Source organism: Nocardia sp. CDC153 (assembly GCF_035818515.1).
In the GTDB taxonomy this organism is placed as follows: domain Bacteria; phylum Actinomycetota; class Actinomycetes; order Mycobacteriales; family Mycobacteriaceae; genus Nocardia.
The window spans coordinates 38565-61315 of record NZ_JAYKYU010000004.1; the positions used below are offsets into that span (position 1 = coordinate 38565).

The following is a 22751-nucleotide window of genomic DNA, read 5'->3' on the forward strand; positions in this document are numbered from 1 at the left end:
CAGGGCGGCACATAGGGGGAGGAAGTACGTGAGGTTTGACGGCGAACTGGAGACGATGTGTGCGGAATAGCCGGTGTGCGCCGCTTCGACGGCGCGCCCGTGAGCAGGGAACTGCTCGCGGAAATGGGCCGGAGACTGCACCATCGGGGCCCGGACGACCACGGGGTCTGGGTGGAGGGGTCGGTCGGTTTCGCCCATGCCCGACTGGCCATTATCGACGTGGCCGGATCGGCGCAGCCGATGGCGGGGCCGCGCACGCACATCACCTACAACGGTGAGGTCCTGAACTACCGAGAGCTACGGACCGGTCTGGACTATCCGTTCACCACGCGCGGCGACACCGAGGTGCTGCTCGCCATGTACGACAAGTACGGACCGTCCGGCGTCGGGGCGCTGCGCGGGCAATTCGCCTACGCCATCCACGATTCCGCGACCGGCGAGACCCACCTGTTCCGGGATCGGCTCGGCATCCTGCCGCTGTACTACTACGCGACCGACACGTTCTTCGCCTTCGCCTCGGAGATCAAGGCGCTGCTGCCGGTCATCGAATCGCCGCGGGTGGACACCGCCAGCCTGCACGACTTCCTGGCACACCGGTCGGTTCCCGCGCCGTATACCTTCCTCGACGGGGTGCGGAAGGTGCCGCAGGGGCATCACCTCGTGGTGCGCGCGGACGGCAAGGTGCGGATCGCGCCGTACTGGCAGCTCCCGGCCGAGGGCGAAACCTTGCAGGTCGGTCCGGAACGCGCCGTCGAACTCCTCGATGACGCTCTGCGGAATTCGGTGCGCGACGCACTGGTCGCCGATGTGCCGGTGGGCGCGTACCTCTCCGGCGGCGTGGACAGCAGCCTTATCTGCGCCCTGGTCGCCCGGCAGCGCGCGGGCGAAGGGCTGCACACCTTCTCGGCCGCCTTCGGCGACGACCGGGTCGACGAAACCGAATGGGCCCGCGTCGCCGCCAAGATCGTGGGCAGCGACCACCACGAAACCATCGTCACCGCCGCCGATTTCGAGGAGAACTGGGCGCGCCTGAGCTGGTTCCGCGACTCCCCGCTGTCCGAACCGGCCGATGTCGCGGTCTACCGCCTGGCCGAGTTGGCCCGCGACCACGTGAAGGTGGTGCTCTCCGGCGAGGGCAGCGACGAATTGTTCGGCGGCTACCCGAAATACCGCTACGCGCGCACTACCTGCCTGGCGGGCGCACTACCGGGCGCGCCCCTGCGCGCCCTCGAGGGCCGACTCTCCCCGCGTCAGGCCCGGCTTTCGGTGGCCCTGCGCGCGCTGTCGGAACCGAATTACGCCGAACGCATGCGCGGCTGGTTCGCCCCCTTCACCGCCCGCGAACGCACCCGCCTGCTCGGCGCCCCGCCCGAACGCACCGTCCTCGCCCCCTACCTCGACGGTCGCGGAGACCCCTTGCGCCGCATGCTCTACGCCGACGTCCACACCTGGCTCGCCGACAACCTCCTCGAACGCGGCGACCGCATGTCCATGGCCGCCTCCCTCGAACTCCGGCCACCCTTCCTCGACCACCGCGTCGCCGAGTTGGCCTTCCGGCTCCCCAGCGCCTACAAGGTCCGCGGCGGCACCACCAAATGGCTGGTGAAAGAGGTTGCGCGACGCCACCTCCCGAACGACCTCGTCGACCGTCCGAAGGTCGGCTTCAAAGTTCCACTGGACACCTGGTTCCGCGGCCACCTCCGGGAAATGGCCTTCGACCTCCTCACCGGCCCTTCGTCTTTCGTCGGCGGAATCTGCGCCGAATCCGAAGTCCGCCGCCTGCTCGAGGCCCACATCTCGGGGACCCGCGACGAACAACCTCGCATCTGGACCCTGCTCTCCCTCGAGGTCTGGCACCGCGAATTACAGCGCCACATAACATCTTTGACCGCCTGAACAGGGGTTGACAGGCATTTAGCTAATTAGTTTACTGGCTAAGTGATCGATGTGGCTCTGGTCAAGGCGCTGGCGAACGACAAGCGGTTGCTGATCCTCGAGTGGTTGCGTGATCCCGAGCGGCACTTTCCGCCGCAACAGGACGGAGATCTGGTTCGCGACGGGGTGTGCTCGCTGTTCTTGGCCGAGAAGCTGGGCGTGAGTCAGCCGACGTGTGGCGAGCACCTGAAGGTGTTGAGCCAGGCCGGGCTGGTCGAAGGCACGAAGATCAAGCAGTGGGTGTTCTACCGGCGCAATGAATCTCGGATTGCTCAGGCGAAGGAGCTGTTGAGTGGTGAGTGGTGACGACCGCGCGGTCGCCGAACCGGATGTCGATCGGTATCGGCGGCTGCTTTCGGACCTCGATGCCGCCGGTGCCGACTACCGGCTCATCGACCACGCCCCGGAAGGGCGCACCGACCTGGTCAGCGCGCTGCGCGGGCACGAGGTGGGGCATGCGGCCAAATGTCTGATCGCCATGGTCAAGATCGGCAAGAAGCAGACGCGGTACGTGCTGGCCGTGGTGCCGGGTGATGCTCGGGTGGATCTGCCCGCGGTCAAGGCGCTGCTGGGCGGCAGCTATGTCGCGGTCGCGGACAAGACCAAGGCGGAGGCGTTGGCGGGCAGCGTCAGCGGCACCGTACTGCCTTTCACCTACCACCCGCAGTTGGAGCTCATCGCCGATCCGGCGCTGCTGCAGATCCCGGAGCTGTACTTCAACGCCGCCCGATTGGATCGCTCGATCGCGCTGGCCACCGACGACTACATCCGGCTGGCCCAGCCTCGGTTGGCGCCGATCGCCCAAATGGCCGACAGCGGCGACGAAGGCGTCGCGGTGCCACGAGGTGGAGTCCGGTGATCGAAGTCGGTGACCGCTCGCAGCTGATCTACCGAATCCCGGCGGGCCGGACGGTCCCCGACCTCTATCCGGATTCGCCAGAGTTCCAACAGATTCCAGCCGTCTTCGCAACGGGCTACCTGGTCGGCCTGATGGAGTGGGCGTGCGCACGCCACCTCCACCCGCACCTGCCCCCGGGCCAATCCAGCGTCGGCACCCACATCGACGTCAGCCACGCCGCCCCCTCCCTCCCCGGCATGACGGTCACCGTCCAAATCGAGGTCACCGCCGTCCTCGGCCGCCGAATTCAATGGTCCGCCCAGGCCCGCGACGACTGCGACACCATCGGCGAGGGCACCCATCACCGCGCCATAATCACCACCGACCAATTCATAGCCCGCCTCAACACCAAGGCCACCACCATCCCCGTCCCCCCGCTCACCCATCAATAGCGCGATCCGCAAGGGAGCCTGCGGCCCGTTTTGCGGCGTCCTCCAACTTCTCTCGATACTCCTGCCACTGGAATGTTTTGTCGGCGGGCATATTGTCGTTGCCCTCGACCAGGCCGGTGGCGCCGTCGATGAGCTCGCGGATGATGTCGGCGTGTCCGGCGTGGCGTTGGGTTTCGGCGATCACGTGCACCAGGATTTGGTGCAGGGTGACGGTTCGGTGGGCCTCGGACCACCAGGGGACCCAGCCCTCGGCGGTGAGGTCGAGGGTGTCGATCGTGGTGTCGGCGTGCGCCCAGGCCCTGCGGTAGAACTCGATGATCTCTCGACGTGATTGTTCGGGGGTGGCCCACATGTCGGCGGTGGGATCGGCGTCGAAGTCGTGCACTGCCAGCGGCTCATCGTATGGGCGGTCGAAGGTGTCACCGAAGTAGCCGAGCTCGACGCCCCCGAGATGTTTGACCAAGCCCAATAGGTTTGTGCCAGTAGGAGTCATGGGACGACGCACGTCGTACTCGGATAACCCCTCGAGCTTCCACAGCATGATTTCGCGGGCAGAACGCAAGTACCGATGCAGATCCGCTTTCGGTCCAGGGACACTCATACCAACCACTGTGCCAGGACACACATATCATGGCTCGATCACCAGGGGAGGGGGCCTTCGGTGTCGAAGTATCCGCCGGTGGGGCCGGTGGGGTCGATTTGGGCCATGCGGACGATGATTTCGGCACCCTGCTCGACGGTCTGTGTTCCGGTTCCCGTGTTGAGGTCGGTGCTGGTGAAGCCGGGCTCCACGGCGTTGATGCGGATGGTGGGGAATGCGTGTGCGTAGCGCAGGGTGATGGCGTTGACGGCGGTCTTGGAGGCCGGGTAGGCGACGCCGGGGTAGCGGTGTGCCGCTGTGCCATTGGTGGAGGACCGGGTCAGTGATGCCAACCCGCTGCTGACGTTGACCACCACCGCGGCGGGGGACCGCTGAAGTTGTGGCAGAAACGCGTTCAGCACGCGGACCATGCCGAAAACGTTGGTCTCGAACGTCTTCCGCATCAAGTCCGCGGTCACGTCTCCTGCGCCGACCACGGCGTCGGGTGCGCTCCACTCCGGTGCGATTCCGGCATTGTTGACCAGCACGTCGAGCCCGCCTGCCGCCCCTATGGTCTCGGCCGCGGCGAGTACGGAGGCGTCGTCGGTGACGTCGAGCTGGACGGCCCGTGCGCCCAACTGTTCGGCGGCGCGTCGACCGCGGGCAGCATCGCGGCTGCCGACGTAGACGGTATGGCCCGCGGCAACGAGCCGGCGGGCGGTCTCGTAGCCGAGTCCCTTGTTGGCTCCGGTGATCAAAGTTGTTGTCATACCGCCGACGCTAGAATTTAGAGCGTGCTCGAAGTCAAGGCGCCATCGAAACCCGCACCGGCCCATTCGGATCCGGAGACGGGGGTCAGCATTGCCGAGGCCGCTCGTCGCACCGGCGTCAGTGTGCACACCCTGCGCTACTACGAACGCGCCGGCCTGGTCCTCACCGACATCAGCAGGACTTCCACCGGTCGCCGCCGCTACCGGCAACTCGATCTGGACTGGATCACCGTATGCACGAAGCTGCGCGCCACCGGCATGCCCATCAAAACCATCCGCCGCTACGCCCAACTCGTCGACGCCGGCCGCGGCAATGAGCAGCAACGCCTGGATCTACTAGAAGCCCACCGCGCCACCGTGATCGCGAAACTCGCCGAGATCCAAGAAAACCTGAAACTCATAGACCACAAACTCGCCGTCTACAGAGGCCGCCTCGACGCAGGCGACGCCGACACACTCTGGGCGATCTACCCAGACGCCCGCTGAGCAATCGAGGGACCGAAAGGCGTTGACCCCATGGCATCAGCCGAGAAATCCAACGTGGACGACACCCAATTCCCCGGAACAACCTCCATAACGACAACAGGTGACGACGGGATCAACTCCGACGTCAGCAAGCTCACAGGCGATCTCGGCCTGGACGACCCCGGTACCGAGGGCAGTCGCTAGCCCCGAGCGCTTCCAGTCGCCGAGTGGTGCATCCTGGAGGGGAATTCGGGTATATCCCCTCCAGGATGTGCCACTCGATGGTCGACGGTGCCGATCGAAAGAACAAGGCAGACACGAGGTTCGACGTCATGACCGATCTTGCTCTCTCCATCGGGTGTTTTCGATACGACACGACTGCGGCGCTGTTCGATGGAAGCGTCACCGTCGGCGGTGCCGATGCCACGGTGCACAGCGCGGCCACGCTGCCGGAGATCTTCGAGCGGGTTATCCGCCGAAACGAGTTCGATGTCGCCGAACTCGGACTCACGTTCTATTTGCGGCTGCTGGAAACCGGCTTGCCGTATGTGGCGTTGCCGATCTTCCCCAACCGCGTGTTCCGGCACTCGTGCGTTTTCGTGAATACTCATGCTGGGATTGCCCGCCCGGCCGATCTGATCGGACGGACCATCGGCGAATTCGGTACCTACGGCCAGGATTCCGGCGTGTGGGCCAAGGGAATTCTGATGGATGAGTACGAATTCGAGCCCCGCAAGAACCGGTGGGTGATCGGCGGACTCGACCAGACCTCGGCCCCTTTCGATTTCATCCCCCACCCACACCCTGCGGATGTCGAGGTGACCGCCGCCCCCGAAGGGGCGACGCTGGGCGCGATGCTCGATGCGGGCGAGATCGACGCCTTGTTCTCGGCCAATGTTCCGCAGTGTGTGCTCGACGGATCACCGAACGTCGCGCGGCTGTTCCCCGATTTCGAACCGCTGGAACGCGACTACCACCGGCGAACCGGCATCTTCCCTATCATGCACACCGTCGTCATCCGGCGGGACCTGATCGACGAACGCCCGGGCCTCGCGCAGGAGGTCTACCGCGCCTTCAGTCGAGCAAAACAAGACGCCGCCGACCGGTATCGCCGCAACCGCAGGCTGTACGAAGTCCAGACGATGATCCCATGGATGAACGCCCTGGTCGAACGCAATGGCGAACAGTTCGACGAGGACTGGTGGCCCTACGGGATCCCGGCCAACCGCACCACTATCGACACCTACCTCCGCTACCACTACGAACAAGGCTTGTCCTCCCGCCGTTGGCGCATCGAAGACGCCTTCGCCCCGGAACTGCTCGACATCGCGTAGCTGGCACCGGCTGCAACAGGCCGCTGGACCTTCCCTCGCTCAGTTGCCCAGCAGTGATGTCAGCAGTTCGGTTGGAAGGGGTAGCAGGGGTGTTGGGTGGGTAGGTTGGGCGTGGATTGGCTGGATGGGATGGGGGATTGGAGGTGTGGGGTAGAGGAGTCGGCGGAGTGCGGGGATACGAGGATGATCAGTAGTAGTGTGCCGCAGCCGAATACGACGGGGAGAGCTAGGAACGCCAGGATCAAGTAGCCGAGGCGGGGGCGGAAGGGGCGGCGCGCGCGAGGCTGCGGGCGGGGCAGGGATGACTTCAACGCTGGGACGCCGCGGTGAGTCGGTCGGCCTCGGCGGGAGTGAGGGTGAGATCGGCGGAGGCCAGGAGGGGGGTGAGTTGGTCTACGGTGCGGGCGCTGGCTATGGGGGCGGCGATGGCGGGTTGGGCGCGGAGCCAGGACAGGGCCACGGTGGCGACGGGGACGGCGTGGGCGGCGGCGATTTCGTCGAGGGCGGCCAGGACGCGGATGCCGCGGGCGTCGAGGTAGGCGCGGGCGGCGTCGGCGCGCGGGCTCGCGCCTGCGGTGTCGGTGTCGCCGGGGCGGTATTTGCCGGTGAGGAAGCCCCGCGCGAGGCCGTAATAGGGGAGTACTGCCAGTTTTTCGCGCACGCACAGGTCTGCCAGTTCGCCCTCGTAGACGGTGCGGTCCATCAGGTTGTACTGCGGCTGCACGACCCGGTAGCGGGCCAGGCCTTCGCGGTCGGCGATGGCCAGGGCCTCGGCCAGGCGCGGGGCGGTGTGCTGGGACGCGCCCAGGTATCGCACCTTGCCCGCCCGGACCAATTCGTCGAACGCGCCCAGGGTCTCGGCGAGCGGGACGTCCGTGTCGTCGTGGTGCGCGTAGTAGAGGTCGATGTACTCGGTGCGCAGTCGACGGAGCGAATCATCCACGGCCGCACGGATATTGGCGGCGCTCAGGCCCGGGCGTGCGGGCGACTTGGCCACCTTCGTCGCGATGTGCATGCTGTCCCGGTTGCCGCGCGCGGCCATCCACTCGCCCAGAATCGTCTCCGATTCGCCGCCCGAATTGCCCGGCACCCACGCGCTGTAGGCGTCGGCGGTATCGATGAGATTCCCGCCCGCCGCCGCGAACGCGTCGAGCACGGCGAAGGACTGCTCCCGATCCGCGGTCCAGCCGAAGACGTTCCCGCCCAAGCACAGCGGGTAGATATCGAGGTCGGTCGTTCCCAAAAGTGCCATGCCGCCAACCTAGCGCCGCGACGGCCACCGGGCATCATCACCGCGGCCGTTCGCGGGTTGGGTTCGGGTCAATAGGCACCGTCGCTGCGGGCGACGGCGAAGACCGTTTTTCGGATGATCAGGAGATCCTGCACCATGGACCAGTTCTCGACGTAGGACAGGTCCAGACGGACGGATTCGTCCCAGGACAGGTCGGAGCGGCCCGAAACCTGCCAGAGGCCGGTGAGGCCGGGCTTGACCAGTAGGCGGCGGCGGACTTTGCGGTCGTACTGCTCGACTTCGCTGCGCAGCGGCGGGCGTGGTCCGACCACGCTCATCTCGCCGCGCAGGACATTGATGAACTGCGGCAGTTCATCGAGGCTGTAGCGGCGCAGGATTCGGCCGACCGGGGTGACGCGCGGGTCCTCGCGCATCTTGAACAGCGGGCCCGCGCCGTCATTGTCGGGCAGCAGCGTCGCCAGATCGCGGTCGGCGTCCTGGTACATGCTGCGGAACTTGATCATGCGAAACGCGGTGCCGTCCAGGCCGATTCGCTCGGAGCGGTAGAACACCGGCCCTCGGCTGGTGAGCTTGATGGCAAGGGCCGCGGCCACCATGACCGGCAGCGCGGCCAGCAGCGCCGCCGCGGCGAAGACAATGTCGAAGGCGGCCTTGCCGAAGGACTTCGCGCGATCGTATTGCGGGCGGCCGATGTGCAGCAGCGGCAGATTGGCGACCGGGCGGATCGACAGGCGCTGATCGGCCACATCCACCACACCCGGGGACACCACCAGGTCGATGCCGCGCGGGGAGAGCTGCCAGACCAGATCGTTGATGCCGGTGGTGCCTAGTCGTTCGGTGGCCGCGATGGCGACCGTGTCCGCGCCGGTGGCCTCGACCGCCTCGATGATGGAGGACTCGGCACCGAGCACCGGCAGGCCGGTCTCCTCGATATCGGTCATCTCGTCATCGGCGGCGTACGGACTGTAGACGCCGACCACGCAGTAGCCCACCGCCGGATCGCGTTCGAAGCAGCGCATGATCTCGCGCGCCGAATCATGGCGTCCCACCACCAGAACCGAGGTCAGAAAGCGGCCGTCACGATGTTGGCGGGCGGCGAACTTGCGCCAGGCCAGCCGATTGAGCATCAGCCCGATGAGACCGACCGGCAGGGCGATGGCCAGATAGCCGCGCGCGAACTCGATCCGAAGCAGCAGCGACACAATGGCTATCAGACCGAACAGTCGCATGGTGGCGGCGACGAGACGACGGTACTCCTCCATGCCGGTCCCGATGACCGCGGTCGACCACGCATTGCCCAGCGCGAGAAAACCGAGCCAGGCCCCGACGAGCAGGGTCGAGATGACCGAGTAGCCGACACGCGCGCCGCCCGCCCAGTCCAGCGGCGAGTCATTGTTGAGTCCGTCGAATCGGATGAGCTGGGCGCCCGCGACCGATCCGATCACCACCAGCGCATCGCTGATCCGTAGCCGGCGACCGTATTCGGCCTGCCAGCGCCCCTGCCCGGACCGATGCAGCCGAACGCTGCGGTGATTGTGGACTGTTGCCTGGTCCTGATCGACTTGGAAGGCCATTCCGAGCTCCATCGTGTGCACACTGCGCATCATGGCCGTCCCCCCTGATCTGGACGCCAGAGCTGAATCCTACTGGGTTTGTGACCCCGGCGGCGACTAATGTTCCGAGACCGAAGGGTTTGGGTCTCAATGGGTTTCAGTCGCCGTTCACCCGGTGCATCGAGGGCCGGAAGTGGGGTGTTACCGGGTGAATCCAGGTCGGCCGTTGGGTTCTCACCGCCTCGCCCCCCATGGCAGACTTTCTGCGGACACGCCGCCCGGGGGAAGGATGATAGTGGAATTGGTGCTGGATGACGCTTCCTGATCCGGAAGCGACCCGTGCGGTATTGATCGGAACCGCGCACTACGACGCGCACTCGGGACTCGACTCCTTTCCGGAGATCGCACGCAGCCTGTCCGACTTCGCCGAGTTCCTGCGGACCCATACCGGAATCCCCGAGCGCCACATCGATGTCGTGCTCGACCCCGCCGACGGGTCGACCATTGCCGCCGCCATCACCGCCGCCGCGCGGGCGGCGACCGGGCTGCTGCTCGTCTATTACGTCGGGCACGGGGTGGTCGTCGACAACCAGTTGCACTTGACACACACCGGAACCCGCGTCGACGAGGCGGATGTGACAGCGCTGCGCTATCCCATCGTGCGGTCGCGCATCAAGAGCAATGCGCGGGGAGCGGTCGTGGTGATCCTCGACTGCTGCCACAGCGGCAAGGCGTTCGGGCACGAGGTGCTCGCGGCCGACGGCGAGATACTGCGCGCCGCCACCGATATCGACGGCGCGTTCGTGCTCACCGCGACCGACGAGAAAACCAAGTTCGCCGTCGCGAAGGGCGACGGCGGGCGCACCGCGTTCACGGGCATGATGCTCGACATCCTGCGCACCGGGGTGCCGACCGCGGACAGATACCTGACCATGTCGGTGCTGTTCCGCGAACTCCGCGACCGGCTGCCCGCCGCCAATATGCCCAAACCCAAAGCGCTGGAACGCGGCACGGCCGGGCGGGTGGCGCTCGCGGCCAATGCCGGATGGACCGGCCGCAGCGAGCCCGTCGGGCTCCCGGAGCTGACCGCCACCGCCTATACGGCGCAGATCCGCGACCTGACACCCGCCGACGGGCTGCTCGATCGCGAGGCCGAGCTGCGCGAACTCGCCGAGTTTTGTTCGGGCGACGAGCCTTACGTCTGGTGGCAGGCGGGACCGTGGGCGGGCAAGACCGCCATCATGACCTGGTTCGCGCTGCATCCGCCGCCGAATGTGCGGGTGGTGTCGTTCTTCGTCACCTCGCGCCTGGCCGCGCAGGATGACCACACCGCGTTCACCGACGCTGTGCTGGAACAGCTTTCGGTGCTGGTCCCGGATCACGCGGCGGCCGTCGCGCGAGCCGGTCAAAATCGTGACGCGCTGCGCCGGCATCTGCTGGAGCTGGCCGCCCAGCGGGCCGCCGACAGCGGCGGGCGGCTGGTGCTGCTGGTCGACGGCCTCGACGAGGATCGCGGCAGACCCAGCATCGCCTCACTGCTGCCGAAGAATCCGGGCCCCGGACTGCGGGTCATCGTCGCCGCACGACCGCATCCCGAACTGCCGCTGGATGTTCCCGGCAATCACCCGCTGCATCATTGCCGTCGACGCGAGGTCGATCGGTCACGGGCGGCCTTCGGCATCATTCAGGCCGCGCGGCTGGAGTTGCACGGCATCCTGGACCGCTCCGACGACGATCAGCAGATCCTCGGATTGATCACCGCGGCACACGGTCTCACCGCGAGCGAACTCGAGGACCTCACCGGTCTGCCGCCGTTCCGGATCGAGAAGACGCTCACCGGCGTCACCGGCCGCACCTTCCGCGCCTACACCAGTCGCTACGCCGCCGACAAGATCAACCTGCTCGCCCACGAGACCCTGCAGCGGGAGGCCGAGACCGCGCTCGGGCGGACGCTCATGGAGCGGTATCGCGAGCGGATTCACGCCTGGGCCGCCCGCTACCGCGAACAGGGCTGGCCGAACCGCACCCCGGCCTACCTACTGACGCGATACTTCTCGATGCTGCGCGGGCAGCGTGACGTGGCGCGCATGACCGCGCTGGCGTTGGACACCGTCCGCCACGATCGGTTGCTGGACCTCACCGGCGGGGACGGGACCGCGCGCAACGAGATCGCCACCGTCTCGCGGCTCTGGCTGGCCGATCGTGATCCCGATCTGCTGTCCGTCTCGCGGCTCGCGATGCGGCGGCGACGGCTGACCCAGCGCGGCACCAATGTCCCGGTGCGCTTGCCCGCGGCGCTCGCGCTGCTCGGGGACCTGCCCCGGGCCCAGAGCCTGGTCGACGGCATGTTGCGGTCCGGTCGACGGCTGCGGGCGCAAATCGCCTTGGACTCGGTGCAATTCAGTGCTGCCGATCCGTCGGGCAATCGATCGTTGGTCGAAGCCTTGCGCAAATCGACCCATCGCACCCTGACCGACAACGACCGTCGCCGGATCGCCACCGGCCTGATCGATGCCGGAGACCCCGAGACCGCGGCCGAGCTGGCGCAGGAGATCATCACGCTGCGAGAGCGGGTTCGCGTTCTCGCGCAGCTGGTTTCGGCCTGGCGGGCCGCGGATCGGCGGGCGGAGCTCGAGGTGGCGATCGGCGAGATCCACCGGCACGCGCTGCTGGTGAAGGGGCCCGATCACCGGGACGAGATTCTGAGTTACGCGGTCGCCGCCTTCGCCGATATCGGCGATTTCGAGGAGGGCTTCTCCCTGGGCCGCCTGATCGAGTCCGCGGACTTCCAAGCCGTCGCGCTGTGCCGGATCGCGCGATCCATGGCACTGCAGGGTGAGCCGGAGCCCGCCGCCATGTGCGTCGGGTCGGCGCTGGCCATCGGACGCTCGATCGTCGATCTGGTCGAACGGTCGAGCCTGCTGGCCCGCGTCGCACCGGATCTGGTGGCCGGGGGATTTCGGGACGAGCTGCGCGCCGAGGTCGACACCATCGAGACCGGGCTGGCCGGGTCCACGCGGCGGGCGCGAATAGAGATCGTCGAGCATCTGGTCGAATGCCTGGTCGTGCTCGAGGACCCGGATCGTGCCCTCGGGCTGGCTCGCCGATTCGCGCCGGGGACGGACGGACTCGACATCCTGACCGCGGTGCTGCCCGCGCTGGTCGCCGCCGACCGGATCGCCGACGGGCGACGTCTCGCCGCCGAAATCGAACGCGCCTCGTATCAGACCACCGATCCCTACGAGCGCGGATTCGCGTTCTACACGGTGATTCGCGCCCAGGTCATCGCCCGCGACATGGTCCGGGCCGCCGCGCTGGCCGACCGCATCGACGACAGTGGCTGCCGATTCCTGGTGTTCACCCACCTCGGCACCCGACCCGACGAAACCGCCCAGCAGGCAGCGGTTTTCCTCGAGACCGCGATTCGGACGCTGCACCTGCTGCTGGACCGGGTGATCGCGGGAGACGAGAAGGCACTGTGGGAATTCACCCGGACCGTGCTGGTCGCGGCCAAGCCCGATCGCGACGGGCCCGCGCCGCTGGCCGAGCTGACCGGCGGCCTGATCGCCGTCGGCGCCATCGACGCGGCGACGGGGCTGGGTCGTCGGCTCGCGGGCCTGTACTCGAGCTGGGCCGAACCACCGGCCGGACTCGACTACGAACTGGGTTGCCTGGCGGCCGTTTTCGTCGAACTGGGGCATGCCGATCGCCTGCACGCCGTGCTGGACCGGATCTTCGGAGTCGTACGCCGGTGCACGGTGCTGCGATACATGGTCGAGAATGCGGGCATCGAGGTCGCCGCGCCGATCGTGGGTCCATTGCTCGACGAGTTCGAGAAGACCGTGGCGGCGGCCGATTACAGTGCGACGCTGCCGGATCGGGTGAGCCTGGTGCTGCTGTCGGCGGCCCTGGGCGACGGTGATCGGGTCGGCCGGTTGGTCGACGGACTCTCGCCCCTCGATCTCGATCCGCAGCACGTGTATTCGGTGCTCGCGGCGGCCCGGGCCCGGACCGGTCCGGTCGGTGAGGCGGCCATGATCGCGAGCGTCGTCTCGGACGAGATGGAACGGTCCCTCGCCTATCGCGAGGTGGTCGCGGCCCTCGTGCGCGCCGGGCAGGAGCAGCGGGCGTTGCGGTTCAGTGAGCGAATTCCGCTGGTGGGGGAGCGGATTCGGGCCTTGGCGGTGGTCATTCCGGCGCTGTCGGAGAATCTCGGAACCGACACCGCGCGAACGATCCTGCGGGATGCGGCACTGCTGCTCGGCGAGATTTCACGCGCCGACCTCCGCGACCTGGCGGTCGAATCCCTCGTCGAGGTGGCCCTGGCGATCGGGGACGGCCGCTATGCGGAGCAATTGGCGCATACGACCGAGGGCGAGACGCGCTCCCGCCTGCTCACCCGCATCGTGGACGCGCGAGTCCGGACCTCCGCCGGTCTCCCGCCCGCGGAGAAGGAGGTCGCGCGACGCGAGATCCGCCGACTCCTGGCCGAGGTGTGGACCCTCGGGCCCTGGTTCTCGGCACTGGATGTGCTGGCCCGATTCGACCCGAACCTGCTGGCCGATATCGCCGACGAGGCCCTGCGTCTGGACGCCGAGCAAGCCATGACACATCAAATGAAACCCATTTAGTAATACCTGTTCACAAACGCGGGTGTGGTGTGATTCACTCGACGGCGAACGTGTTCCAAAGGAGGTTCCGTGTCCGCGCCGTCCATCCCCAATCGGATCGATTTCACCGATCCCGATCTGCTCGCCACCCGCCTGCCCGTCGAAGAGTTCGCCGAACTCCGTCGTACCAGCCCCGTTGCCTGGATTCCGCAGGCCGGCAGCGGGTTCAAGGATGACGGCTACTGGGCCGTCACCCAGATGGAAGACATCAAGGAGATCTCCAAGACCCCCGAGGTGTACTCCTCCGAGGAGAACACCGCGGTCATCCGCTTCTACGACGACATCATGCGCGAGGAGATCGAGGTCCAGCGCTTCCTGCTGCTGAACCAGGATCCGCCGCGCCACACCAAGCTGCGCCGCATCGTGTCCAAGGGCTTCACCCCGCGCGCGGTCGAGAGCCTGCGCAACGCGCTGCGTGAGCGCGCCGAGCGAATCGTGCACGAGGCCAAGAAGACCGGCTCCGGCGACTTCGTCACCCAGGTCGCCTGCGAGCTGCCGCTGCAGGCCATCGCCGAGCTCATCGGCATTCCGCAGGAGGATCGCGGCAAGATCTTCGAGTGGACCAACCAGATGATCTCCTACGACGATCCGGACTTCAACGGAGACCACAAGGTCGCCACCGCGGAGGTCATGGGCTACTCGTGGAACCTCGCCGAGGAGAAGCGCAAGTGCCCCGTCGACCTGGACGGCCACGGGGACATCATGTCCACGCTGCTCAATGCCGACGTCGACGGTGAGGCGCTGGCCTCCGACGAATTCGCCTGGTTCGTGATCCTGTTGGCGGTCGCGGGCAACGAGACCACCCGCAATGCCATCACCCACGGCATGAAGGCCTTCGTCGACCACCCCGAGCAGTGGGAGCTCTACCGCGAGCAGCGCCCGCGCACCGCGCCCGACGAGATCGTGCGCTGGGCCACCCCGGTCATCGCCTTCCAGCGCACCGTTCTGCAGGACACCGTCCTCGGCGGGCAGGAGCTGAAGAAGGGGCAGCGCGTCGGAATGTTCTACTCCGCCGCCAACTTCGACGAGACCGTCTTCGAGAACCCCTTCGACTTCAATGTTCTCCGGAACCCGAATCCCCATGTAGGCTTCGGCGGCACCGGCACTCACTTCTGCGTGGGCGCCAACCTGGCCCGACTGGAGATCGACCTCATGTTCAACGCCATCGCCGATGTGATGCCGAACCTGAGCCAGGTCTCCGACCCCGTCCGCCTGCGCTCCGGCTGGCTGAACGGCATCAAGAGCTGGCAGGTCAAGTACGAGTGAGGTCGACACCGGCATGACTGAACCTCGACGACGCGGCCGCGTACCCGCGGTCAGCGACGCCGACATTCGCCGCGTCGCGCGGTCATTGCTGGTCGACCAGGGGCCCGACGCGATCACGCTGCGGGCCATCGCGCGGGAGCTGGGCATCACCGCTCCCGCGCTCTACCGGTACTACGAATCCCGCGACGATCTCGTCGCGGCGGTTCGCACCGACGTCTGCGGCGACCTCGCCAAGGACCTCGAGGCCGCCATCGCCGACCTCCCCGACGACGCGGGCACCCGCTTCTTCGCCATCTGCCGTGGGTTCCGGCGCTGGGCGCTGAACCATTCCCGCGAATTCACCCTCGTCTTCGCCTCCCCGGTCACTGCCGGAATCACCAGTGCCATGCAGCAATTCGGCGAACCCGTCGGCCGCATCTTCCTCGGTGCGGCGGGCCGCCTGCTCACCGAATACGAGGTCGTCACTCCGCCCACGGAACTCATTCCGCCCGAACTCCGCGACGACCTCATCACGTTCCAAACCGAACTCCTTCGCGTCCTGGCCGATTCGGGCCAGAAGTTCCCCGCCGAAAAACTCGACCTCGGCGTCAGCTACGTCATGATCCAGTTCTGGGCCCGCCTCTACGGCCACGTCACCCTCGAGGTCTTCAACAACTACCCCATCCAGATCTCCCACCCGGACGTTCTCTTCGACTCCACCCTCGCCGACATCGGCCGCAGCATCGGCCTTGTCGCCAAGTGAGCGTCGTCGCCGAGTGAGCGCCCTTCGGGGCGGTGTCGCGGATTCCGTTGGAACCGGGGCAAGATCGAAAGGGCAACGGCGATCGGTCCGTTGAAATCCGAGGACACTCTCGAAGGAGATCGTGATGACGGAAGCGTTCGTGCTCGGTGGTGTCCGGACCCCCTTCGCCAAATACGGCGGCTCGCTCTCGCACATTCGGGCCGACGACCTGCTGGGGATGACCATGAAGGGCGCGTGCGAGCGCGTCGGGGTGGGGCTCGACCAGATCGAGGACATTGTGGCGGGCTGCGTGAATCCGGCCCACGAGGGGATGGGTGACGTCGCGCGGTGGGCGGCATTGGCGGCGGGATTTCCGGATACCGTGGCCGGGGCGACGATCAACCGGTTCTGCGGGTCGTCGCTGAGCGCCACCGTGAATATCGCGCACGCGATCAAAGCGGGGGACCTGGGCGTCGGGATCGCCTGCGGCGTCGAGTCGATGTCGCGGTCGGGCTGGGCGTACATGAAGGGCGACTCCCCGTTCGGGCCGCGCGGCCCGGTCATCCTGCTCGACACCATGTGGGCCGGTGCGGGCGGCCCGGCCAATCCGACGCTGTTGGCGCGAAATGCCTACATCGGCATGATCGAGACGGCGCAGAACGTGGCCGACCGGTACGGGCTGACCCGCGAGGAAATCGACGCGTTCGCGCTGCGGACGCAGCGAAACGCCAAGGCGGCCAGGGACTCCGGGCGGCTGGCCAAGGAGATCATGCCGGTCGAGATTCCCGGGACGAGGAAGACCCCGGCCCGCCTGTTCGAGCACGACGAGTTCATCCGCGACGACACCACCGCCGAAGCGCTGGCGGCCCTGCCCCCGCAGCCGGGGACGACGCAGATGACCGCCGGGAACTCCACCCCGCTGACCGACGGGGCGAGCGCATTGGTGTTGGCCTCGGGCGAGCGGGCCGCCGAACTCGGCGTCGAACCGCTGGCACGGGTGGTGTCGTCCGCGGTGTACGGCATCGATCCGCTCTACATGGGCCTGGCTCCGGCATGGGCGCTGCCGCTGGCAATCCAACGCGCGGGTCTGACACCCGAGCAGATCGACGTGTGGGAGGTACACGAGGCGTTCAGCGCGCAGGCTTTGGGCGTGCTGCGTGAATTGCCCAACCAGCTGGGCGGTTTCACCATCCCGGACGAGAAGCTGACCCCCAACGGCGGCGCGGTCGCGATCGGTCACCCCTTCGGTGCCACGGGTGCCCGCTACGTCCTGACCCTGGCCACCGAACTGCGGGAACGCAATGCGCGCTACGGCGCGATCGGCGTCTGCATCGGATCCGGCCAGGGCGTGGCCATCGTCCTCGAAAACCCCTCCGCCGCCTGAGGATTCCCCTCCTCAGATGACGTTGGTGGCGACCAGGATTCCAAGGAGGACCAGCACGGCCGCCGTGATCAGGTTGGCGCTCTTGTCGATCCACGCGCCACGCAGTTGGTAACCGGCGACCACCCCGAGCAGCGTCAACCCGACGATCGTGCCGAGCGTGACGAGCGAAAACGCCACGAGAGTTCCGACCGCCGCCGTCACGCCCACCGCACTCGCGGCGAGAAAGACCGGCAGGATGGTCAAATCCGGTGAGGCCGCCGCACCGAAGGGAATCACGAAGGCCAACAACCGCGTAACCCGGTTCTGGCCGTGCCTGTGCTCATGTGCGGTGGCGGTGACCGGGATGGTGTCGACCGCGCGGTGCCCTGCGCCGTGGTCGTGATCGTCGTGGTCGTGAGTGTGGGCATGGTCGTGGTGGGCGTGCCCATGCCCATGCCCACCGTGCTCGTCATGGCTGTGCGTGTGCCCGCGCCCGAGCAGCTCCAGCACCGCGAACACCACCCCGGTCGCAACCAAAAGCCCGCCCACGATCAAGCTTTCGTGTCGTTCGACCGTGGCCCGGAACTGCAATCCGACGCCGATCACGATCGCGCCCAGCACCAGCGAGAGCGCCACATGCGCCATCCCCGCCAGTGCCGACAGCCGCAGCACCCGCCGCAGCGGGTATCGCTGGGTCCGGGCGATCACCGCGAGCGGAACCCAGTGGTCGGGCAAGACGGCATGACCGAAGCCGACGCCGGCTCCGGCGGCGAGCAGAGCGGGAGCGGTCAAACTCATCGCGACCTCCGAAGCGAGCAGTAGGGACGCAGCCCACGATAACAGAAGACATGAAGACGTCTTCATATATCCTCGTCGCGGTAGCATGCCGGAGTATGGGACATGGAGTCGAGGGCCGCGACCGGCCAGCAGCCCGCCTGGACGCCGAATCCGCAGCTCACGTCGCCAGTACCCTTCAGGCCCTGGCCACCCCCAGCCGCCTGCTGATCCTCACCGAACTCCGCCAGGGCCCCCTTCCGGTCACCGAATTGGCCCAAGCAGTCGGCATGGAACAGTCAGCCGTCTCCCACCAACTCCGCCTCCTCCGAAACCTCGGCCTGGTAACCGGCACCCGCACCGGCCGCAGCATCATCTACTCCCTCTACGACACCCACGTAGCCCAACTCCTGGACGAGGCCATCTACCACATAGACCACCTCCGCCTTGGACTCCCCGACCACCCCCAATCGGCGTCCTAACCCCACCAGCATGCAAATCAGCAGGTCGCTTCTCGACATTTACCTGCCAATTTGCATGCTCGTCGGCAGCTAGCTCACGACTGCCGGGCGGGGAATTGGGCTGATCGTCAGGGGATTTGCGGGTACTCGGGGTTTATGACGAGTACACCGGAACCACCAGCCACGACTCCGCCGGGGGATCGCCCGGTTCCAGGGCCCGTGCAGCCGCCGCCGGTTGCGCAACCGGGCACGCCGCCCCTTGTCGGTCCGCCGCCCGCCGGACCACCGGTGGATACCGGGCCGCGCCGCGGATCGATCAAATCCACGCGGACCGGTCGCGTTTGGCTGGCGCTCGCGTCGGGGGCGCTGGTGCTGGTCGTCGTGTTGATCTTCATCCTGCAGAACACGCAGCGGGTCGTGATCTCTTTTCTCGGTTGGGATTTCGAGTGGCCGCTCGGAGTGGCGCTGTTGTTCGCGGTGATCGCGGGGATCCTGTTGATGGCCCTGGTCGGCGGAGCGCGCATCTGGCAGCTGCGCCGCGCCGCCGCGGGCTCCTAGCGAATCAGGCTCGGGCGTCGGCCAATTCGGGCTTGCGGAAGTGCTCGGGTTCTTCGTGCAGGACCGGCTCGGACAGACCGATGCGTTGTTGGAGGCGCTTCATCCAGCGGGGGGCCCACCAGACTCGGTCGCCCAGCAGCTTCATGGTGGCGGGGACCAGGAGCATGCGCAGGACCGTGGCGTCGATGATGAGGGCGGCGATCATGCCGTAGGCGATGTATTGCATGAGGACCAGGTCGGAGAAGGCGAAGGCACCGGTGACCACGAGGAGGATCAGCGCGGCCGCGGTGATGATGCGGCCGGTCTGGGCGGTGCCGGAACGGATGGCCTCCTCGGTGGTCGCGCCGGCCGCGCGGGCTTCGACCATGCGGGACAGGAGGAATACCTCGTAGTCGGTGGAGAGGCCGTAGATGATGGCGATGATCAGGAACAGGATGTTCGCTTGAATCGGTTGCGGGGTGAAGTTGAGCAAGGTCGCGCCGTGGCCCTCGGTGAAGATCCAGGTGAGGATGCCGAGGGTGGAGCCCAGGCCGAGGACGCTCATGAAGGCGGCCTTCAACGGCAGGACCAGTGAGCCGAAGGTCAGGAACATCAGGATCGTGGTGAAGCCGAGCACCAGCAGGATCATCAGCGGCAGCCGGTTCAGCAATGCCGCGATGGTGTCGTGCTGCACCGTGGGCACGCCGCCGACCAGCAGCGTCACATCGTCGGGAACCGGGAGCGCCCGGATGTAGTCGATGGTCTTGTCGTACTTGCTGGAATCGACCAGATAGGCCTGCGTGCGAAAGACATTCGGCTCGAGCTGCGAGCGCGTCGGAATCTCGAACCCGGCGGGCAGCAGGCCGGGAGCATGGCTCGCCTGGGCGACCAACGGACCGACCTCGGTGGTGTCGTCGGTCTTGATGATCAACTCGATCGGATCGGATTTGCGGTACGGGAAGTACGTGTCGATCTGCTGCTGCGCCACGCGAACCGTATTGTCCGGCGGCAGATACTTCTCACTGAACCCACCGAAGGCGACATTGCGCACCGGCACGATCAGCACGAGCAACCCGAGAATCAACAACGCGGTGATCTTCCGCGGATGCCGCATCACCCATCCGGTGCAGCGCCCCCAAAACCCCTGCTCGACAGCATGAGCCGAAGCCACCCGCCGGAATCGCCGGATACCCAGCGCATTCACCTTCGGCCCCAGAATCGCCAGCATCGCGGGCAGAATCGTGACGGCCGTCAACGCGGCGAGGGTGACCGTCGCGATCGCGCCGTAGGCAATCGACTTGAGAAACCCCTGCGGGAAGATCAGCATGCCGCTGAGACTCGCCACGATCATGGTGGCGGAGAACAGGATCGTGCGCCCCGCTGTCATGACCGACCGGCGCACCGCGGTCGGCGTGTCGTACCCGGCCGTCACCTCTTCCCGAAACCGGCTCACGATGAACAGCGAATAATCGATTGCCAATCCGAGCCCGATCATCGAGACCACCGGCGCCACGAAGTTGCTCACCTCGGTGAAATTCGTGATCCACCGCACGATGCCGTTCGCGCCCAACACCGTCAGCACGCCCATCAACAGTGGCAGCGCCGCCGCGACCACCCCGCCGAAAATGAAGAACAACAGCACCGCGACCGCGGGAATGGCCAGCAATTCCATGCGATGGGTATCCGCCGAAATGGTGTCGGTCAACGCGGTGGCGACCGGCTGCAATCCACCGACTTGCACCTGCACACCCGGAACCGCCAGCGCGTCGGTCAAAGTCGCGTACGGAACGGTGATGTCCTTGAGCGCGATCGTCGCCAGCGTCCGCGTCTTGTCCTTGGAGATCAGCCCGCCCGCGGACCCCTTGATGGTGTTCACATCCGCGAAGTACGAGGCATTGACGCCTTCGACCACGGTTGGCAGCCGCTGCGTGAGCCCATTGAGACTGTCGATGACGGGCTGACGCACCTCGGGATCATCGAACGTGGCCCCCTCCGGAGCCTTGTACAGCACAACGACATCCACATCGTGCCCCGCAGTGAACGCGCCCGCGGCCACCTCGCTCGCCCGCGCCGAGTCCGAATTCGGATCGTCCAGACCACCCGAGCTGAGCCGACCCTCGAAGCCCCAGGCATATCCGCCGAGACCGAGCATGGCGGCCGCCACGATCGCGAGCACCACAAATCGGTGCTGCGCGACGAGTTTTCCCCATAGCGCGAAGACATCGCGGTTACCCGTGCGTCGCCTGGTCATACTGCACGGTAACAGCCAAGATCACGGTAGTGAAAAACGTTGTTTTACAATACGATTCGGCTATTATTCGTCAACTCGAGGCGAACCGCGGACGGCGAATACCGCCTATCCGCTTGACGATTCGCGGCCGCCGAAGATCGCGGGCCATCCATTCGCCGAGCGTCACACCGGCCGCCAAGGCCAGCCCGACACCGAACGCGCCGGACAGCTGATTGAACCCGATCAGCATTTCGTCATTGAGTAGGGCGTACAGCCCGCGGTACACACGCAGACCGGGCAGCAGGGGAGTGATGCCCGCGACCGCCACCACGAGCGGCGGGGTCAACGCGCGCCGCGCGAGCAGACCACCGGCCAGACCCACCACGGTCGCCGCGCCGCCCGACGCCACGACCGGCCCGAACCCGAAGTGCTGGATCAACAGATAGACGACGGTCGCCGCCGCACCACTGAACGCCGCCGCGGCCAATGCCCGCCGCTCGGCATAACAGGCCAGCGCGAACGCCGCCGAGGTGACCGCACCGGCCAGCAGCTTGAGCGGCAGATTGGTCAGGTCCCGCGCGGACACCATGTCGACCGTCGGCACCGAGGCGTCGAGCACCTCCGCCACCCGCAGCGTCAAGGCGATGCCGGCGATGATGCCGCCGGTCATCATGACCACCTCGAGCAGCCGCGCCGACGCGGTGATAGGCGCACCCGTGATCGCGTCCTCGACCGCGCCGACCAGCTGTAAACCGGCCAGCAACACCGCGATTCCCGCCGCGATGATGAGCGAGGGATCCAGGTGCAGGCTCCCCGCGTAGGTCGAGATCAGCACCGCGGGCGTCGCCGCGATGATGCCGCCCGCGACATGCTGGAAAAAGAAGGGCAGCCCGCGCCGATTCAAGACCCGATTGGTTCGGTCGATGGCCGTGGTGGTCGCGAAGCTCAGCAGCGCGATGGCCCACCCGCCATTGAGCAGCAGCGCCACACCCGCGGCCATGAGCGCCCAGCCGAAGGTGGCGACCCATCGCGGGTAGGGGTGCGGCGCGCCGGTGATCTCGTCGAGCGCTTCGAGCGCTTCCTGCGGCGGCACCAACTCGCGGCGAATCCGCCGGGTCAATCGGTCGACCGCCGCGAGCCGGGTGAAGTCGAGCGAGCGGTAATGCACCACGCGCATGGTGCTGGCCGGAGGCAGCCGCGGCCCACGATCGGCCGAGATGCGAATCGAGTTGTAGGTGACGTCGATATCGCACTTCGACAGTCCATAGGTGGCGGCAATGAATTCGATCTGCGTGGTGGTGTCGGTGACGGCCGTGCCCGAGGCCAACACCACCTCGCCCACCCGCTCGGCCAGATCCAGCACCTCGGTCACCGTCGCGTCATCGGTGAGATCGATGGGCTGCACCGGCGCGGGCATCTCGACCACCGTGTCCGCCGTGGCACGCCGCCCGGCGGTCAGCCGCAGCACCGCCCCGGTCAGCAGCCGCTGCCAGTGGGCGCGCAGTCCCGCGGGCGCTCCCGCTTGCTCGTCGGTAGCCAACTCGTTGGTC

The 22751-nt window shown here is 66.9% G+C and carries 20 protein-coding genes; 13 read left to right on the top strand and 7 right to left on the bottom strand.

What is annotated here, in order from left to right:
• Positions 1 to 57 precede the first annotated feature (57 nt).
• The 4 genes from asnB to VMT65_RS22705 are packed head-to-tail and all read left to right on the top strand — an operon-like array spanning position 58 to position 3225.
• Positions 58 to 1896 (top strand): asparagine synthase (glutamine-hydrolyzing), encoded by a 1839-nt coding sequence (gene asnB / locus VMT65_RS22690; protein WP_326310376.1) that lies wholly within the window; start codon positions 58 to 60, stop codon positions 1894 to 1896.
• A gap of 42 nt (positions 1897 to 1938) precedes the next feature.
• Positions 1939 to 2241, top strand: coding sequence for an ArsR/SmtB family transcription factor (locus VMT65_RS22695; protein ID WP_326310377.1), 303 nt, complete (start codon positions 1939 to 1941; stop codon positions 2239 to 2241).
• Positions 2231 to 2794 (top strand): YbaK/EbsC family protein, encoded by a 564-nt coding sequence (locus VMT65_RS22700; protein ID WP_326310378.1) that lies wholly within the window; start codon positions 2231 to 2233, stop codon positions 2792 to 2794. The genes VMT65_RS22695 and VMT65_RS22700 overlap by 11 nt, the downstream gene beginning before the upstream one ends.
• Entirely contained in the window at positions 2791 to 3225 is a 435-nt protein-coding gene (locus VMT65_RS22705) for a thioesterase family protein (protein WP_326310379.1), read from the top strand. The genes VMT65_RS22700 and VMT65_RS22705 overlap by 4 nt, the downstream gene beginning before the upstream one ends.
• Here VMT65_RS22705 and VMT65_RS22710 read toward each other — a convergent pair.
• Both VMT65_RS22710 and VMT65_RS22715 read right to left on the bottom strand, forming a co-directional pair.
• Positions 3212 to 3826 (bottom strand): DinB family protein, encoded by a 615-nt coding sequence (locus tag VMT65_RS22710; protein WP_326310380.1) that lies wholly within the window; start codon positions 3824 to 3826, stop codon positions 3212 to 3214. The genes VMT65_RS22705 and VMT65_RS22710 overlap by 14 nt on opposite strands.
• 38 nt (positions 3827 to 3864) lie before the next feature.
• Complete coding sequence (locus VMT65_RS22715; protein ID WP_326310381.1) at positions 3865 to 4575, bottom strand: SDR family NAD(P)-dependent oxidoreductase; 711 nt, start codon at positions 4573 to 4575, stop codon at positions 3865 to 3867.
• Between the two features lie 24 nt (positions 4576 to 4599).
• Here VMT65_RS22715 and VMT65_RS22720 point away from each other — a divergent pair, with 24 nt between their 5' ends.
• The 3 genes from VMT65_RS22720 (at position 4600) to VMT65_RS22730 (ending at position 6374) form a co-directional block, all read left to right on the top strand.
• On the top strand, positions 4600 to 5061 hold the full coding sequence (locus tag VMT65_RS22720; protein ID WP_326310382.1) for a MerR family transcriptional regulator: 462 nt from the start codon (positions 4600 to 4602) through the stop codon (positions 5059 to 5061).
• Between the two features lie 30 nt (positions 5062 to 5091).
• On the top strand, positions 5092 to 5244 hold the full coding sequence (locus tag VMT65_RS22725; protein ID WP_326310383.1) for a hypothetical protein: 153 nt from the start codon (positions 5092 to 5094) through the stop codon (positions 5242 to 5244).
• A gap of 128 nt (positions 5245 to 5372) precedes the next feature.
• Positions 5373 to 6374 (top strand): 4,5-dihydroxyphthalate decarboxylase, encoded by a 1002-nt coding sequence (locus tag VMT65_RS22730; protein WP_326310384.1) that lies wholly within the window; start codon positions 5373 to 5375, stop codon positions 6372 to 6374.
• A gap of 307 nt (positions 6375 to 6681) precedes the next feature.
• On the opposite strand, the gene VMT65_RS22735 is transcribed toward VMT65_RS22730, so the two are convergent.
• Positions 6682 to 7626: an aldo/keto reductase gene (locus tag VMT65_RS22735; RefSeq protein WP_326310385.1), complete on the bottom strand. Its 945-nt coding sequence runs from the start codon at positions 7624 to 7626 to the stop codon at positions 6682 to 6684.
• A gap of 68 nt (positions 7627 to 7694) precedes the next feature.
• Positions 7695 to 9200 (bottom strand): sugar transferase, encoded by a 1506-nt coding sequence (locus tag VMT65_RS22740; protein ID WP_326310386.1) that lies wholly within the window; start codon positions 9198 to 9200, stop codon positions 7695 to 7697.
• A 290-nt stretch (positions 9201 to 9490) separates the two neighbouring features.
• Between VMT65_RS22740 and VMT65_RS22745 the strand changes: the two genes are divergently transcribed.
• The 4 genes from VMT65_RS22745 (at position 9491) to VMT65_RS22760 (ending at position 17220) form a co-directional block, all read left to right on the top strand.
• The gene (locus tag VMT65_RS22745; protein ID WP_326310387.1) at positions 9491 to 13810 is read left to right on the top strand and encodes a caspase, EACC1-associated type; all 4320 of its coding nucleotides are present in this window, start codon (positions 9491 to 9493) and stop codon (positions 13808 to 13810) included.
• A 69-nt stretch (positions 13811 to 13879) separates the two neighbouring features.
• Positions 13880 to 15115, top strand: a complete 1236-nt coding sequence (locus tag VMT65_RS22750) for a cytochrome P450 (RefSeq protein WP_326310388.1) — start codon at positions 13880 to 13882, stop codon at positions 15113 to 15115.
• Positions 15116 to 15128: 13 nt separating this feature from the next.
• Positions 15129 to 15857 (top strand): TetR/AcrR family transcriptional regulator, encoded by a 729-nt coding sequence (locus VMT65_RS22755; RefSeq protein ID WP_326310389.1) that lies wholly within the window; start codon positions 15129 to 15131, stop codon positions 15855 to 15857.
• A 124-nt stretch (positions 15858 to 15981) separates the two neighbouring features.
• On the top strand, positions 15982 to 17220 hold the full coding sequence (locus VMT65_RS22760; protein WP_326310390.1) for a thiolase family protein: 1239 nt from the start codon (positions 15982 to 15984) through the stop codon (positions 17218 to 17220).
• A 12-nt stretch (positions 17221 to 17232) separates the two neighbouring features.
• On the opposite strand, the gene VMT65_RS22765 is transcribed toward VMT65_RS22760, so the two are convergent.
• Positions 17233 to 17997, bottom strand: a complete 765-nt coding sequence (locus tag VMT65_RS22765; RefSeq protein WP_326310391.1) for a hypothetical protein — start codon at positions 17995 to 17997, stop codon at positions 17233 to 17235.
• A gap of 95 nt (positions 17998 to 18092) precedes the next feature.
• Here VMT65_RS22765 and VMT65_RS22770 point away from each other — a divergent pair, with 95 nt between their 5' ends.
• Positions 18093 to 18455, top strand: a complete 363-nt coding sequence (locus tag VMT65_RS22770; protein ID WP_326310392.1) for an ArsR/SmtB family transcription factor — start codon at positions 18093 to 18095, stop codon at positions 18453 to 18455.
• Between the two features lie 267 nt (positions 18456 to 18722).
• The gene (locus VMT65_RS22775) at positions 18723 to 18992 is read left to right on the top strand and encodes a LapA family protein (RefSeq protein WP_326310393.1); all 270 of its coding nucleotides are present in this window, start codon (positions 18723 to 18725) and stop codon (positions 18990 to 18992) included.
• A gap of 4 nt (positions 18993 to 18996) precedes the next feature.
• Here the strand turns inward: VMT65_RS22775 and VMT65_RS22780 are convergent, their stop codons facing one another.
• Both VMT65_RS22780 and VMT65_RS22785 read right to left on the bottom strand, forming a co-directional pair.
• Positions 18997 to 21222, bottom strand: a complete 2226-nt coding sequence (locus VMT65_RS22780) for an MMPL family transporter (RefSeq protein WP_326310394.1) — start codon at positions 21220 to 21222, stop codon at positions 18997 to 18999.
• A gap of 70 nt (positions 21223 to 21292) precedes the next feature.
• The gene (locus VMT65_RS22785) at positions 21293 to 22705 is read right to left on the bottom strand and encodes a threonine/serine ThrE exporter family protein (protein ID WP_326311167.1); all 1413 of its coding nucleotides are present in this window, start codon (positions 22703 to 22705) and stop codon (positions 21293 to 21295) included.
• Positions 22706 to 22751 lie beyond the last annotated feature (46 nt).